The sequence below is a fragment of the Mesobacillus sp. genome (genome assembly GCF_047739415.1).
Taxonomy (GTDB): Bacteria; Bacillota; Bacilli; order Bacillales; family Cytobacillaceae; genus Mesobacillus.
On the sequence record NZ_JBIQOE010000281.1, the window covers coordinates 1 to 16061 of the forward strand.

General features: G+C 45.3%; 15 protein-coding genes and 1 other annotated feature. All 15 genes read right to left on the reverse strand.

What is annotated here, in order from left to right:
• Positions 1-747, reverse strand: a 747-nt coding sequence (locus tag ACH0QE_RS22170) for a TrmH family RNA methyltransferase (RefSeq protein ID WP_415802604.1), incomplete at its 3' end; no start/stop codon positions are given.
• 17 nt (positions 748-764) lie between these two features.
• Positions 765-1169: a Mini-ribonuclease 3 gene (locus ACH0QE_RS22175; protein WP_415802619.1), complete on the reverse strand. Its 405-nt coding sequence runs from the start codon at positions 1167-1169 to the stop codon at positions 765-767.
• 3 nt (positions 1170-1172) lie between these two features.
• Positions 1173-2570, reverse strand: coding sequence for a cysteine--tRNA ligase (cysS, locus tag ACH0QE_RS22180; RefSeq protein WP_415802605.1), 1398 nt, complete (start codon positions 2568-2570; stop codon positions 1173-1175).
• Entirely contained in the window at positions 2560-3246 is a 687-nt protein-coding gene (cysE, locus tag ACH0QE_RS22185; RefSeq protein ID WP_415802606.1) for a serine O-acetyltransferase, read from the reverse strand. Before cysE ends, cysS begins: the two co-directional genes overlap by 11 nt.
• A gap of 180 nt (positions 3247-3426) precedes the next feature.
• Positions 3427-3660 (reverse strand) — a binding site (T-box leader).
• A gap of 68 nt (positions 3661-3728) precedes the next feature.
• Positions 3729-5186 carry a glutamate--tRNA ligase gene (gene gltX / locus ACH0QE_RS22190; protein ID WP_415802607.1) on the reverse strand — a complete coding sequence of 486 codons (1458 nt, stop codon included), beginning with the start codon at positions 5184-5186 and terminating at the stop codon, positions 3729-3731.
• An 85-nt stretch (positions 5187-5271) separates the two neighbouring features.
• Complete coding sequence (gene ispF, locus ACH0QE_RS22195) at positions 5272-5754, reverse strand: 2-C-methyl-D-erythritol 2,4-cyclodiphosphate synthase (RefSeq protein WP_041966543.1); 483 nt, start codon at positions 5752-5754, stop codon at positions 5272-5274.
• Between the two features lie 42 nt (positions 5755-5796).
• Positions 5797-6492, reverse strand: coding sequence for a 2-C-methyl-D-erythritol 4-phosphate cytidylyltransferase (gene ispD, locus ACH0QE_RS22200; RefSeq protein ID WP_415802608.1), 696 nt, complete (start codon positions 6490-6492; stop codon positions 5797-5799).
• Positions 6493-6661: 169 nt separating this feature from the next.
• Complete coding sequence (locus tag ACH0QE_RS22205; RefSeq protein WP_415802611.1) at positions 6662-7759, reverse strand: PIN/TRAM domain-containing protein; 1098 nt, start codon at positions 7757-7759, stop codon at positions 6662-6664.
• Between the two features lie 250 nt (positions 7760-8009).
• A complete protein-coding gene (disA, locus tag ACH0QE_RS22210; protein WP_041966547.1) occupies positions 8010-9083 on the reverse strand; it encodes a DNA integrity scanning diadenylate cyclase DisA in 1074 nt (357 codons plus the stop codon).
• 4 nt (positions 9084-9087) lie between these two features.
• The gene (radA, locus tag ACH0QE_RS22215; RefSeq protein WP_415802613.1) at positions 9088-10467 is read right to left on the reverse strand and encodes a DNA repair protein RadA; all 1380 of its coding nucleotides are present in this window, start codon (positions 10465-10467) and stop codon (positions 9088-9090) included.
• 368 nt (positions 10468-10835) lie between these two features.
• The gene (clpC, locus tag ACH0QE_RS22220) at positions 10836-13274 is read right to left on the reverse strand and encodes an ATP-dependent protease ATP-binding subunit ClpC (RefSeq protein ID WP_415802614.1); all 2439 of its coding nucleotides are present in this window, start codon (positions 13272-13274) and stop codon (positions 10836-10838) included.
• A gap of 4 nt (positions 13275-13278) precedes the next feature.
• Positions 13279-14361 carry a protein arginine kinase gene (locus tag ACH0QE_RS22225; protein ID WP_415802615.1) on the reverse strand — a complete coding sequence of 361 codons (1083 nt, stop codon included), beginning with the start codon at positions 14359-14361 and terminating at the stop codon, positions 13279-13281.
• A gap of 2 nt (positions 14362-14363) precedes the next feature.
• Positions 14364-14909 carry a UvrB/UvrC motif-containing protein gene (locus ACH0QE_RS22230; RefSeq protein WP_415802616.1) on the reverse strand — a complete coding sequence of 182 codons (546 nt, stop codon included), beginning with the start codon at positions 14907-14909 and terminating at the stop codon, positions 14364-14366.
• A gap of 27 nt (positions 14910-14936) precedes the next feature.
• A complete protein-coding gene (locus ACH0QE_RS22235) occupies positions 14937-15398 on the reverse strand; it encodes a CtsR family transcriptional regulator (RefSeq protein WP_415802617.1) in 462 nt (153 codons plus the stop codon).
• 362 nt (positions 15399-15760) lie between these two features.
• The gene (locus ACH0QE_RS22240; RefSeq protein WP_415802618.1) at positions 15761-16045 is read right to left on the reverse strand and encodes a hypothetical protein; all 285 of its coding nucleotides are present in this window, start codon (positions 16043-16045) and stop codon (positions 15761-15763) included.
• Between the last annotated feature and the right edge of the window lie 16 nt (positions 16046-16061).

Consider the following 16061-nt stretch of genomic DNA (forward strand, 5'->3'; position numbering starts at 1 on the left):
CGCCATATTCGTGACTCTCGCAACCGGAATATATTCGATGGCACCGGTTGATAATTTTGCAACTGTTGTTGTCAGCCCAACAGCTCTTCTTTTAGGAATGATAATCCCGTGAGCTCCGGAGGCATCAGCTGTCCTCATGATAGAACCAAGATTGTGGGGATCCTCAATTTCATCAAGGAGCAAAAAGAAAGGAGCCTCATTTTTCTTTTCTGCTGCCGCGAACAAATCATCGATCTCTGCATATTCATAGGCTGCCACCTGGGCGATGACACCCTGGTGATTTCCATCCGCAAGCTGGTCGATTTTCTTTTTCGGGACGAATTGGACGATGACATTGGCTTCCTTCGCCATCCCGATTACCTGTTGCATCTGTCCGCTCTGGGAGCCCTCCGCAATCAGAATTTTGTTAATGTCCCGTTCCGATTTCAAGGCTTCGATTACCGGGTTTTTTCCGATTATGTAATCCTGGTTTTCGTTTTGTTCTTGAAGTTGGTCAGGTTTTTGTCCGTGTTTCTGCTCGCGCCTTGGCTCATGTTTCCGGTCGCGCCTTTGCTCGTTTTTCTGGTCACGTCTTGGCTCATGTTTCTGATCACGCCTTGCCTCATGTTTCTGATCCTGGCCTCTGGCTGGTCTGTTCTTTGGTTTATCATCCTGTCTTTGCGCCTGGTTCCGAGCTGGTTTCCGCCCCTGGTCATCAACTGTTTTTTGCCTATTCCGGTTCTGTTTATGTTGCTGCTTCTGGCTCATGGAATCTTTCCTCCCTTCTATTCTTCAGCAAGTGCAAATATTGTGGTAATCAGTTCTTCGATCCGTTTCTCATTGCCTGCCAGATACAATGAACCGATCAATGCCTCAAATGCTGTGCTGTACCGGTAAGTTTGCACATCGGTGTTTCTCGGTACGGATCCTGACTTCGCATTCCGGCCCCTTTTTACAATCGTAATTTCCGCTTCGGACAGCTTCTCCATTTCGATCAGCTTGTGGAGGTATTTCGCCTGCGATTTTGCCGATACATAGGCGGTCGCTTCTTTATGCAGTTTGTTTGGCCGAACCTTGCCGCTTTGCAGCAGGTGATGACGTACATACAGTTCATATACGGCATCACCCATGTAAGCAAGCGCCAGGCTATTCAATTGTTTTTCATCTACTTTTTGTTCATAATGCAGCATCATTTAGCCTCTTTTCCATCTGATGCCTTGCGGAGTGTCTTCGATGATGATATTCATTTCCTTCAACTGGTCACGGATCTCATCTGCCAGCTGGAAATTCCTGTCCTTGCGAGCCTGCGTTCTTTTTTCGATCAAGGCTTCGATTTCTTCATCAAGCAATTCCTCATCTTTAAGCGACAGACCGAGAACGCCAAACAAAATCTCGAATTCCTTCATGAATGCGTTAATTACTTCCTCGGAAGTGTTCTTCTCCATCAAATACAGATTGGATAGCTTCGAGAGTTCAAACAGGGTGGATACGCCATTTGCGGTATTGAAGTCATCATCCATATCTTTGATAAACTGCTCACGAAGACCGGCGATTTTATCCAGCCATTCCTGGTTGTCATCAGTAAGGTTAGCGCTTGCTCCGAGTCGGTGCTTCAGATTTTGGTAAGATGTTTTCAAGCGCTCGAAAGCTGCCTTTGTCTTTTCAAGCAGCTCCTGGCTGTAATTGATCGGATTCCGGTAATGAACTGAAATCATGAAAAATCTTAATACCTGTGGATCAACATGCTTAATGATGTCATGAACTGTGACAAAATTGCCAAGCGACTTGGACATCTTTTCATTATCAATATTGATGTATCCATTATGCATCCAGTAGCGGGCAAATGTCTGGCCTGTCAACGCCTCTGACTGGGCGATTTCATTTTCATGGTGCGGGAAGGCCAAATCCTGTCCGCCAGCATGGATATCGATCGTATCTCCAAGATATTCGCGGGCCATCGCAGAGCACTCAATATGCCAGCCTGGACGGCCTTTGCCCCAAGGACTATCCCAGGAAATCTCGCCTTCCTTTGCCGACTTCCAAAGCACGAAGTCAAGCGCATCCTGTTTCTTTTCCCCAACCTGAATCCTTGCTCCAACCTTCAGCTCTTCAATGGATTGATGGGAAAGCTTGCCGTATTCTTTGAATTCTCTCGTGCGGTAGTACACATCTCCGCCTGATTCATAGGCAAAGCCCTTGTCAATCAGTGCGCTGATAAAGTCGATAATCAAATCCATTGTTTCCGTCACCCTTGGGTGAGCGTCAGCTGTCTTGCAGCCAAGTGCATGAACATCCTCAAAGTAAGCATCGATGAATCGTTGCGCGATTGTCGGTACATCCTCCCCGAGTTCATTTGCTGCTTTGATCAGTTTGTCATCGACATCGGTGAAGTTCGAAACATAATTTACATCATAGCCGCGGAACTCAAGATAGCGGCGGACCGTATCAAAAACGATGGCCGGGCGGGCATTTCCGATGTGAATATAGTTATAGACGGTAGGACCGCAAACATACATTTTCACTTTTCCCTCTTCTAAAGGGATAAACTCTTCCTTGTTACGAGTAAGTGTATTATAGATTTTAATTCCCATTTTCCATGCCCCTTCCTTGCTTCGCAACTTCAAGTTCTTCATGTAATTTGACTAATTCTAGTTCTTTTTTCAATTTAACCAATTCCATTTCGATTTCCTTGCATCGATCTGCAACAGGATCAGGCAAATCGCGATGGTTAAAGTCCTTCTTGACTCTTACACCGTCCTGGATGACGATTTTTCCAGGGATGCCAACAACCGTGGAGTTTGGAGGTACATCCTTCAGGACAACCGACCCGGCGCCCACCTTAGAATTCTCCCCAATCGTGATTGAACCTAAAACCTTCGCCCCGGTGGCAATCAGCGCATTGTCATTGACAGTTGGGTGGCGTTTTCCCTTTTCTTTGCCAGTACCGCCCAGGGTCACTCCCTGGAACACAGTCACATTATCACCAATCTCACACGTTTCACCAATGACGACCCCCATTCCATGGTCGATGAAAAAACGTCTGCCAATCTTGGCTCCCGGATGGATTTCTACCCCCGTGAAAAAACGGCTGATTTGCGAAATGGCCCTTGCGATAAAATAAAACTTCCGCTTGTAGAAAGCATGTGCCAAACGATGGGACCATATCGCATGCAGGCCTGCGTATGTCAAAACCACTTCCAGCACGCTCCTGGCAGAAGGATCCTGATCAAAAACAACATCTATGTCTTCCTTCATCATCTTAAACATGGTGTAATCCTCCTTCTTAATAAATTTTTATTTCACTTTTGCTCAGTAGTGAGCACCCATAAAGCCAAAATTGGGATGTTACGGTCACCAGGGATTTTCTTCTCTTTCGGATTTCCTTAAAACCTGGATTCACTCCCGAAAATGAACTATTCCATATAAAAAAGCGCCCCTGTCGTATACGACAGAGACGCTTGATATGCGCGGTTCCACTCTGTTTAGGCCATCTTAAGCAAAAGCCTCAACTTTCACCTGTTAACGGGAGGACCCGCCCGATACTACTCAGGCACTGTTTGCCTTTTTGCATAGGGACTCCGAGGCGCATTTCAAAAAATGAGAGGCCTGAACCACTTTCAGCCGGTGATGGTTCTCTCTAAAAAGCGTCATTCTTCTACTTTTCCTCTTCAACACTTTGGTTATATAGAATTACTCTTACTATATTACATTTTTGAATTTCTGTTAACTAAAAAAGCTTAAAAAAGTTATTAGCCCAAAAGATTCTGGACTCTTTCCTTCACTTTTTCTTTGCCGATCAGTTCCATTGCAAGCATCAGATCTGGTCCATGTGTTTGCCCTGTGGCAGCCGCACGGATTGGCATGAACAGCTTCTGGCCTTTATGCCCAGTTCCTTTTTGAACCGCCTTGACCGCTGCTTTGATTCCATCAGCCTTGAACTCTTCAAGCTTATCGATCTCAGCAAGGAAGGCATTCAGCACTTCTGGAACCTGTTCACCTGCAAGGACCTCTTTTGCTTCTTCATCATAGTTTACCTCATCGCGGAAAAATAAATCAGACATCTCGACGATTTCCGCTCCGAAGCTCATCTTATCATGATACAGGGAAATGAGGCCTCGAACCCAGGCATCCTCAGCCTCTGTACGATTCTCGCTGACCTTTCCAGCTTTAACAAGATGCGGCAGTGCTAGCTCGACAACACGGTCAAGATCAGCTTTTTTCATATATTGATTGTTCATCCAGGCAAGCTTCTGCTGGTCAAAAAGCGCAGGAGATTTTGAAAGTCTTGCCGGATCAAAAATCTCGATGAATTCATCCTTAGAGTAAATCTCTTCTTCCCCTGCTGGTGACCATCCAAGCAGCGTGATGAAGTTGAACAAAGCCTCTGGCAGATAACCGAGCTCTTCATACTGCTCGATAAACTGGATGATTGATTCGTCACGCTTGCTCAGCTTCTTGCGGCTTTCATTGACGATCAACGTCATATGGCCAAATACCGGAGGCTCCCAGCCAAACGCTTCGTAAATCACAAGCTGCTTCGGTGTATTGGAAATGTGGTCATCCCCGCGAAGTACGTGGGAAATCTTCATCAAATGGTCGTCGATGACAACTGCATAGTTATAAGTAGGCGTGCCATCTTTCTTGACGATGACATAATCACCCATCCCGTCGGACTCAAAGCTAACCTCACCTTTTACCATATCATCAAATTTAAGGATTTTGCCTGCAGGCACCTTGAAACGAAGGCTCGGCTGACGACCTTCTTTTTCAAACTGTTCCTTCTGTTCTGCTGTAAGATTGCGGCAGCGTCCTGAGTATTGAGGAGTTTCATTGCGTGCAGACTGCTCCTCGCGCTCAGCCTCCAGCTCTTCCTCTGTGCAATAACACTTATAGGCAAAGCCTTTTTCCAAAAGCTCCTGATTGTACTTTTCATATATGTGGTTTCGTTCTGATTGGCGATACGGTCCATAATCGCCGCCAACATCGACACTCTCATCCCAGTCGATTCCAAGCCACTGAAGGTACTTCAACTGGCTTTGCTCTCCGCCTTCTATATTGCGTTTTTTATCTGTATCTTCAATGCGGATAATGAACTTTCCGCCTCTGTTCCGTGCGAATAGATAGTTGAATAGTGCTGTACGGGCATTCCCGATATGTAGATGTCCAGTCGGACTCGGAGCGTAGCGCACCCGGATATCTGATGACATAGTGAATCCTCCTCTAATATAGCTGTTCATTATTGTATCACTATCAATATATAAAGCGGAAGTGGCTTATCAAGCTGCCTGCGATTTATTTCTCAGTCTGCTTTAACAACACGGTTGCCTGGGAAGCGATACCTTCTCCCCGCCCCGGGAAACCAAGCTTTTCTGTTGTTGTCGCCTTGACGTTCACCTGGTCAGGGGCGCCTTCCAATAAGCCTGCAATCCTTTCACGCATGGCTTCGATATGCGGTGCCATCTTAGGCTGCTGTGCGATAATCGTGCAGTCAATGTTAACAAGCTCGTATCCTTTATCCTTCACAATCTTCCATACATGTTCAAGCAATTTAGCTGAATCAGCGTCCTTGAATTCAGGATCAGTATCCGGGAAATGTCTGCCGATGTCTCCTTCGCCGATTGCTCCAAGGCATGCATCAGCTACCGTATGTAAAAGCACATCGGCATCAGAGTGGCCAAGAAGCCCCTTTTCATATGGAATCGTGATCCCGCCAATGATCAGCGGCCTGCCCTCGGTCAATTGATGTACATCGAAACCTTGTCCAATACGAAACATAATGAATTACTCCTTTTAAAATTGCTGGGTTTATATACTCTATTAAACACCGGATTCCTTCCGCTTGCGCAGAATCGCTTCGGCAAAATATAAATCTTCTGGTGTTGTCAGCTTAATATTATCATAGTCCCCTTCAATGATGGTGACACGATGTGGGATCCGTTCGACAAGGCTTGATTCATCTGTACCGATGAATTGTTCCCTCATTGCCTTGTTATGGGCCTCAAGCAATACGGCAGCACGGAAAGCCTGAGGCGTCTGGACTGCCCACAAGCTTGAACGCTCAACTGTTTCGGCTACCATATTGTTGGCCGCTTTCTTGATTGTATCTTTAACAGGAACAGCCACGATTGCCCCGCCATCCTTGCTTGCGGCCTCTACGAGATTGTGGATGGTTTCTATTCTGATGAATGGACGGGCAGCATCATGTACCAGCACGATCCCATCCAGGGAATGGACTGCCATCAGCCCGTTATAAACACTGTCCTGTCGTTCCTTGCCGCCAGTGACAAGCGAAGATACTTTATGTATACCATACTCTTTCAATAAAGACTTAAACTCTTGCTCATCACTCGGGTTGATGGCGAGAATGATGCCTGAGCATTCAGCATCTGCTTCAAACACCCTAAGTGTATGGACGAGAATCGGGACACCTTCCAAAGTAAGCAGCAACTTGTTTTTTCCTGCTCCCATTCTCTTTCCCTGACCCGCAGCCGGAATAATGACCTGATAAGGCATAAAGAAAACTCCTATCATTTTTTCTGCTCGTTTCAACATTCATTGTAAAAAACTCTCAAAATAAATCACATATAAACGGGCAGTCGAGGCCCTGCTTCACGCCTTCAAGGAATCAATGAAGGAAGCGGGAATCAACTGCCCATAAAGGCTTGGTCCATCCGGGGATGGATCAACTGATTATACTTTTTTCCAATAGCTTCGGCTTAGCGAAAATCATCCTGCCAGCTGATGTTTGCAGCACACTTGTTACAAGAACATCGATACGCTTTCCGATATAATCGCGGCCTTCTTCGACTACGATCATTGTGCCATCATCAAGGTACGCAATGCCCTGATTATGTTCCTTGCCATCCTTGATAACCTGGATGCTTAATTCTTCTCCAGGAAGGACAACTGGTTTTACCGCATTTGCCAGGTCATTGATATTCAGCACGGCAACCTTCTGCAATTCACATACTTTGTTCAGGTTGAAATCGTTCGTGACGACAACACCATTTGTTAGCTTTGCCAGCTTTACAAGCTTGCTGTCAACTTCCTGGATGTCATCAAAATCGCCTTCATAAATTTCAACCTTAATCTTAAGTTCCTTTTGAATACGGTTAAGGATGTCCAATCCGCGTCGTCCGCGATTGCGCTTCAACACGTCAGAAGAATCAGCGATATGTTGTAATTCTTCGAGGACAAACTGCGGGATTACGATGGTGCCTTCAAGGAATCCAGTCTGGCAAATATCAGCAACCCTGCCATCAATAATCACACTTGTATCGAGTATCTTCCACTCTCTTGCACGAGTTTCTTTTTCTTTATCGGCTTCTTCTTCAGTGCCCTTCTTCTTTGACCTTGAAAATAAACCAAGCAGTTCATCACGCTTCTTGAAACCGACCTGGAATCCAAGATATCCAAATAAAAGTGTCAGAAGTGTCGGTGCGACTGTATTCACAACAGGCACCTGGATTGCATTAAGCGCAAATCCTACTAAAAATGCCACCAGCAAACCAAAGAAAAGGCCGACACTGCCAAAGAGGACATCTGTAATTGGTGCCTTTATCAGCGACTCTTCAGCCCACTTCACAAAATTGGTCACAGGATCTACGGCCCAAAAAGTAAGAAGATAAAAAATAAGTGCGCCCAAAACAGCAGTAACATAAGGATTATTGATGAGAGTCATGTCTCCCGCGTTCATTAACGATAATAAATCAGGAATTAAGAATATACCAAGCGTTCCCCCAATGATCAGGAAGCAGGCTTGAATGATACGTCTTAACATCCTTTCACCTCCTTTTACTCATTATAAACAACTTCCAAATTTTGAAACCCTCGTAATGAAAACATTTTCTTTAAATATAAACACCCAAATGATTATACGAATTTACCCTGGCAAAGGTTACGTATTTTGTACAATTAAAATGACAAAAATACAGCAAGATTGCCATAATCTCTATAGGAGTAAATCTCATCTTTAAAGTAGCATCGGGGCATGCATGTGTCAATTAAAAGCAGGCCGCCAATGTTTGGGATTACATTTGGCGGTCCGCCATCAGCTGGTCCCTGATAAGTTTAAAGCCTTCTTTGATTTTCCGGGCTCTTACTTCGCCAATGCCCTCTACATCATCGAGTTCTTCAACGGAAGCTGAAATCATATTCTTGAATTTGCTGAAACGTTTAATCAAATTCTCAGTAATGATCATTGGCAGCCGCGGGATTTTATTCAGCATCCGATATCCTCGAGGACAGATGAATTCATCCATATGCACATATCCCTGATGCCCGAGAAGCTTAAGGATGGTAGAATCCTCGATGACACCGGCCTTTGAAAGCTCCTGGAAACGAGCCATCACTTCTTCTGCCTTCACTTCTGATTCTGCTGAATAATCTTTGATGACAAGCAATGCTTCTTTTTCCATTTCAGATAATAGTTCCTGCATTTGCAGCCGGATCAGCCGGCCTTCGAGTCCGAGCTCACTCAAATATGTCAATAGCTCTGTCTTGATCCTTAGTACCATTTCAAAACGATGGATAACCTGAAGCAAATCATTATAGGTAACAAGGTCCTCAAATTCGAGGATTCCCAGATTGGTAATGCTTTGTTCAAGGACGACTTTATACTTTTCCAGCGTCTGGATTGCCTGGTTCGCCTTCGTCAAGATGACACCGATTTCCTTCAAGGCATAGCGAAGGTGTCCCTGGTACAGGGTAATGACATTCCTTCGCTGGGAAATTGCGATAACGAGTGCCTTCGTCTGCCTTGCTACACGTTCCGCTGTCCTGTGCCTCATCCCTGTCTCAGTAGAGGGTACTCCCGTATCAGGAGCTAACTGGGCGTTGGCGAATAAGATTTTGCTTCCCGTCTCATTCAGGATGATTGCGCCATCCATCTTCGCCAGTTCATAGAGATAGCTGGGACTGAACCTGCAGTTGATCTCAAAACCGCCGTCGACCAGGTTTTTCACTTTCTCATTGTATCCAAACACAATTAATCCACCTGTCTTGGCCCGGAGCACATTATCGATTCCATCCCTTAGAGGCGTACCTGGAGCGATAAATTGAAGGATTTCACCTAACCCTTTTTCTTCAAGCTCTTTGTGTTCCAATCCATCAACCTCCCAAGGTGACTTTTAATGCATGGCTGACAGATGATACCCCGATAAGCTCAACACCCCGTGGAGGAGTCCATCCGCCAAGATTATTCTCCGGTAAAATAATTCTTTCAAAGCCAAGCTTCGCCGCTTCCTGGACGCGCTGTTCAATCCTCGAGACTCTCCTTACTTCCCCAGTCAGACCCACCTCGCCAATGATACAATCAGTAGCGCGGGTCGGTTTATCCCTGAAGCTTGAAGCAATGCTAACAGCCACCGCAAGATCGATTGCCGGTTCATCCAGCTTCACTCCGCCGGCGACCTTCAAATATGCATCCTGGTTAGCCAGCAGCAACCCGACACGCTTCTCCAGCACCGCCATCAGCAGCGACACGCGGTTATGGTCGATTCCGGTAGCCATCCGCCTTGGATTCCCGAAGCTTGTTGGCGAGATCAACGCCTGGATTTCAACCAATACTGGCCGTGTTCCTTCCATCGAGGCCACAACCGTTGAACCTGAAGCTCCCTGGGATCTTTCCTCTAAAAAAATTTCCGAGGGGTTTGCCACTTCTTCAAGACCCATTTCCTTCATCTCGAAAATACCCATTTCATTCGTGGAGCCGAAACGGTTTTTGACAGCCCGGAGGATTCTGTACGTATGGTGCCTTTCCCCTTCAAAATATAGAACTGTATCGACCATATGCTCTAGCAGTCTTGGTCCGGCGATAGAGCCTTCCTTTGTGACATGGCCAACGATAAAAATCGCGATTCCCTTTGTTTTCCCAATCCTCATTAACTCAGCTGTACATTCCCTTACCTGTGACACGCTCCCCGGTGCAGAGGTCACTTCCGGGTGGAAAATGGTTTGGATTGAGTCGACAATGACAAAATCCGGATTGGTATTTTCAATTGTCAGGCTGATTTCTTGAAGATTTGTTTCCGAATAAACAAGCAGGTTATCGGACATTACCCCTAGGCGGTCTGCGCGCAGCTTCGTTTGCCTCATCGATTCCTCACCTGAAATATAAAGGACTGAATGAGCCTTTTTTGCCAGCTGATAAGATACCTGAAGCAATAGTGTCGATTTACCAATACCAGGGTCCCCGCCAATCAACACAAGCGATCCCCTGACAACGCCCCCGCCAAGTACGCGGTTCAACTCATTCAAGTCTGTCGTAATCCGCGGCTCACTGACTGTTTCAATACTGGTGATTGGAGTGGCCTTCGCGGCAACACCCGTATTCCCTGTGTTGGCAAAAGCTCCTCTTCTTGTCGAGCCAGTGCTTTCCACTTCCTCGACCATCTTATTCCATTGCCCGCATCCCGGACATTTCCCCATCCATTTTGGAGATTCATAGCCGCATTCCTGGCACATGAATTTTGTTTTTCTTTTTGCCATTTTCTTAGCCTCTCAATAAAAAAAGTTATTATCTTTATAATAAAGCCAAACAAGTAATAAAAGAAATGATAGCGACTGAAGTACCTATGTAATTTTTTCTACAAGGTTTATTTGAGGTCATTGAATCAACATGCTTACTTACTTCTTCAATTAAATTATGTTCATATCCAGATGCCGCAATTCTAACTTTTTTTTAGAAAGGCTGTTTTCTTGCCAAACATTTTAGCAACCTAAATAGGCACCGGGGCTCTTACGAGGGATAGTGAAAATAAATTTGTGAAACTAAATGACGGCAAAAAGATTTTTTAGAAAAAAAGGGGTACACGTATTTAGTACGTATACCCCTTTTGATAACATGTTAAGCCATTTTAAGCTTTTGCCGATCCTTCTGGAGTCTTGACGACGAACTCGCCATTTTCAACATCAATGACGACATTTTGTCCAGTGAGGACAGTTCCTTTGAGCAATTCTTCAGATAGCTGGTCTTCGATATGCTTTTGGATCGCCCTGCGTAACGGACGTGCGCCGTATTCCGGATCGTAGCCTTCCTCGGAAATCTTCTCTTTTGCCGCTTCTGTCAGCTCAAGCGTGATTTCCTGTTCACTCAAACGCTTCACAAGCTGGTCAGACATCAATGTCACGATTTCTTTCAGATGTGGCTTTTCAAGCGCATGGAAGACGATGATTTCATCGATACGGTTCAGGAATTCAGGACGGAACGCCTTTTTCAGTTCTTCCATCACTTTACCCTTCATATCTTTGTAATCCTGTTCGCCATCCTGGATATTGAAACCAACATATTTATTCCGCTTCAACGCCTCAGCTCCGACATTGGATGTCAGGATCATGATTGTATTGCGGAAATCTACTGTCCGGCCCTTGGAGTCAGTCAATCGGCCATCTTCTAAGACCTGCAGCAAAATGTTGAACACATCTGGATGAGCTTTTTCAATTTCATCCAGCAGGATGACGGAATATGGCTTTCTGCGGACCTTTTCAGTCAGTTGGCCGCCTTCATCATATCCCACATATCCTGGAGGTGAACCGACAAGACGTGATGTCGAATGCTTCTCCATGTACTCGGACATATCAACGCGAATCATCGCATCTTCATCGCCAAACATGGACTCTGCCAAGGCTCTTGCCAATTCCGTTTTACCAACACCTGTTGGTCCAAGGAAGATGAATGAACCGATTGGACGTTTCGGGTCCTTCAAGCCTGCACGTGCACGTCTTACTGCCTTGGAAACTGCCTTAACAGCTTCATCCTGGCCGATGACACGTGAGTGAAGGATTTCCTCCAGGTTCAGCAGTTTATCTGTTTCTGTTTGCGCGAGCTTAGAAACAGGGATATTCGTCCAGCTGGACACCACATGTGCGATGTCTTCCACTGTCACCTCACTGTTTTCCTTGCCCTGCTTTTCTTTCCATGACTTCTTCGTATTTTCTAGCTGTTCACGAAGACGCTGTTCTGTATCTCTTAATGAAGCAGCCTTCTCAAACTCCTGGCTTTGTACAGAAGCATCCTTCTCCTTGCGTACTTCCTCTAGCTTCACCTCAAGCTCCTTAAGGTTTGGCGGAGTGGTATAAGAGCGCAGGCGAACCTTCGAACCAGCTTCATCAATTAAGTCAATCGCTTTATCCGGCAAGAAACGGTCGGAGATGTAGCGATCAGATAATTTTACTGCCGCATCAATTGCCTCATCTGTAATTGATACTCGGTGGTGAGCTTCATAGCGGTCACGAAGCCCCTTCAAAATTTGTACTGACTCTTCCGCAGTTGGCTCATCAACAGTAATCGGCTGGAAACGTCGTTCTAGCGCAGCGTCTTTTTCGATGTATTTGCGGTATTCATCAAGTGTTGTCGCACCGATACACTGAAGTTCGCCACGAGCCAATGAAGGCTTCAGGATATTGGACGCGTCAATCGCACCCTCTGCTCCGCCGGCACCGATCAGTGTATGAAGCTCATCGATGAAAAGAATGATATTTCCGGCCTGGCGAATTTCATCCATTACTTTTTTCAGACGGTCCTCAAATTCACCGCGGTACTTTGTTCCCGCAACAACAGTTCCCATATCAAGAGTCATGACTCGCTTGTCACGGAGGATTTCCGGTACCTCGTTATTCACAATTTGCTGTGCCAATCCTTCAGCAATCGCTGTTTTACCTACACCAGGCTCCCCGATTAATACAGGGTTGTTCTTCGTCCGGCGGCTTAACACTTCAATGACACGTTGGATTTCCTTAGCACGGCCGATGACCGGATCAAGGCTGCCTTCCCTAGCGATAGCTGTAAGGTCTCTTGCAAGGCTATCAAGTGTAGGAGTATTGGCGTTAGCCGTACCGCCTCCCTGATGTCCTGAAGTTTCATTGCTTCCAAGCAGCTGTAGAACCTGTTGGCGCGCTTTGTTCAAGCTTACACCAAGGTTGTTCAGCACTCTTGCAGCCACGCCCTCTCCCTCACGGATCAATCCGAGAAGGATATGTTCTGTGCCGACATAGGAATGGCCCAACTTCCTTGCCTCATCCATGGAAAGCTCGATGACCTTTTTAGCTCTAGGTGTATAGTGGATTGTCTGGGAAGTTTCCTGGCCGCGGCCAATCAAGTTTTCAACTTCCTTCTGGATTTTCTCCGCTCCAAGGCCTAGTCCATAAAGCGCCTTTGCCGCAATGCCCTCTCCCTCACGCACAAGGCCAAGCAAGATGTGTTCTGTACCGATATTGTTATGTCCAAGGCGGATTGCCTCTTCCTGTGCGAGTGCCAATACTTTTTGTGCCCTCTCGGTAAATCGTCCAAACATCATAAGATCATCCTCCTGACTCGTCTTTTGTTTCCATTTTCAATCGTTCTCTTATTAAAGCAGCCCTGCGGATATCCCGTTCATTCGGTCTTAATGGTCCTCCCGCATATTGCTGCAAAAACCCAAGCTGAGTTAATATCATCAATTCATTCAGTATCGATTTTGATATATTTTTTATAAAGCCCATATCTATTCCAAGCCTTAAATCAGAAAGGCAGCGGGCAGCTTCCTTCGTTTCGATGATCCTGCTATTGACAAGTGTCCCATATGATCGAAACACTCTGTCTTCTAATTGTATGTTCGAAGTCTTCGCTAATGCTTCCCGCGCTGACCTTTCCTGAGATATAATCTGGCTTACGACACTTTTTAAATCGTCTACGATGTCCTCTTCCGATTTTCCAAGTGTAGTTTGGTTGGAGATTTGAAAAATATTGCCGAGCGCTTCACTGCCCTCGCCGTAAATACCTCTTACCACCAAACCAAGCTGGTTAATCGCCGGGACAATCCTGTTCATTTGCTGTGTCAAAACAAGACCAGGCAGGTGCATCATCACCGATGCCCTCAGGCCAGTACCCACATTAGTAGGACAACTGGTCAAATAGCCGAACTTCTCATCAAACGCATAATTGACATAGTCCTCAAGCCAGTCATCGATCTCATTGGCAGTCTTTAGTGCTTCACTTAGCTGGAAGCCAGGGAATAAACACTGAATCCTGATGTGGTCTTCCTCATTAATCATGATGCTCACTTCTTCATTTTCAGATAGTAGGACTGCACCATGAACGGAGTTTTCTGCCAGATTCGGACTGATCAGATGCTTCTCAACTAACACCCTTTTCTGCAAAGGCGGAATTTCATCCATTTTGATCATTTCCAACTGACCGAAGGCAGCTATTGATGTATTACTGGCACGCTCCATGATCGTACCTACCACTGCTTCCGCCTCTCCATTGGTGAACAGCGTCGGAAAGTTATATTCATCAAGATTCCTTGCAAAACGGATGCGAGAGCTAAGGACGATATCTGAATCAGGTCCATCATCACTCATCCAGGAGCTGACAGCCTGATTGATAAACTTCTCCAATGACAAGGCTACTCCCCTCCCTCTTGACCTGCTGACAATTTCCTTTCAAGTTCCCTGATCTGGTCCCTTGTCTCAGCAGCCTTTTCAAATTCCTCTGCAGAAATCAGGCTTTTCATAGTTTGCTTAAGCTGATCGATTGTCTTCCTTACATGAAGGTCCCCGCCGACTCTTTTAGGGATTTTCCCATTATGCATGGAATTACCACTATGGAGCCTCCTTACAATCGGGGTCAACTGTTCGCGAAAAGCATCATAGCAAGTCGCACAGCCAAACCGGCCTACTTTCACAAACTGCGGAAACGTCATTGAACATTGCGGGCACTGGGCAACTTGCTCAGCTTCAAATTCTTTTTTCTGTTCCGGAAAAGCAGGTTCCATATTCAATAATCCGGCAAGTAAGCTATTGATAGAAAAAGCAGGGCCGTTGTTCATCATAAACAGTTCGCCTTTTTCTTGTGCGCATATTTCACACAAGTGCAATTCTGTTTTTTCACCATTTGAATAATTCGTGAAGTGCAGCGTTGCCGGCCTTTGATTACACTCTTGGCAGATCATGCCCTCACCTCTTTATCTGCTTTGATATTATTTATACTTCAATGCCATCAGCATGGCCTTCAACATTCTCGCACGCAGTTCATCACGCTGCGGCAGCTCTATATACAGGACAGACCTGTCGAGCACACTCAGCATGATTTTTGCCTCGCGGTCAGTCACTACATCTTCCTCTACTAGGCGGAAGATGACATGCTCAGCGCTGCTTTGCGAAATTCGAATCTGAATCAAAGACAGTAAGTCATCAATCAAATGTGCATGATCATAAGCCTGGACTTTGATGATACGGATGTAGCCGCCGCCACCCCGTTTACTTTCAACAAGATAGCCTCGTTCAATCGTGAACCTTGTATTGATGACATAATTGATCTGGGACGGCACGCACTGAAATTTATCGGCGATCTCACTTCGCTTAATTTCAACGATGTCTTTATCGCTCATTTCTAAAACCTGCTTAAGGTGATGTTCTATGATGTCCGATATATTCCTCACTAAACCTCCCCCAATCTGACTTTGACTATATTTGACTTTAATTATACAAAAAACTTTTTTTCGTTGCAATGAATGCATCCTGAATTATGTTCGTCAAAATTATGTATGCCAAAACATGACAATAAGGGGTGTGTTGGTTATTATACCCATTTTGTATCATGTGGAAACTTGTATCTAGACACATCAATGAAAAATTTGTTCAGGACCAGCTTTAATGCGAAGGAGTCGGTGCCTAATTGGTTAGATTGGCAATGTGACCAGCAATTTCATCTATATTACACAAGCAATCTTTCACGAAGATGCTAAATGCTGGTATATTTTATTTTCTGAGGAACTCACCTGTGCCTGTATAAGTGCTACCACTAACTTAATAAATTGCCAAAAAATATAACGATAGCTAAAAATGCAGATAACCCTATTGTCAGGATGATCGTCGAAAAACTCCTGGCCATACTCTTCCAATCTTGCATACCTGCCATCCCTGTAAGCCCTGTTATAAAAGTCAGCAAGGTTACATATAAAAGCAGAACGAATGGATGCATGCCTAATATGGTGTAATCAATAGGCCCTGTGAAGGAAACTATAAAAAATAGTAAAACCAAGATTGTTGAAAAGATGAATGACCAAAAATTCAATTGCTTATTCATTTTGTTCCTCCTATTA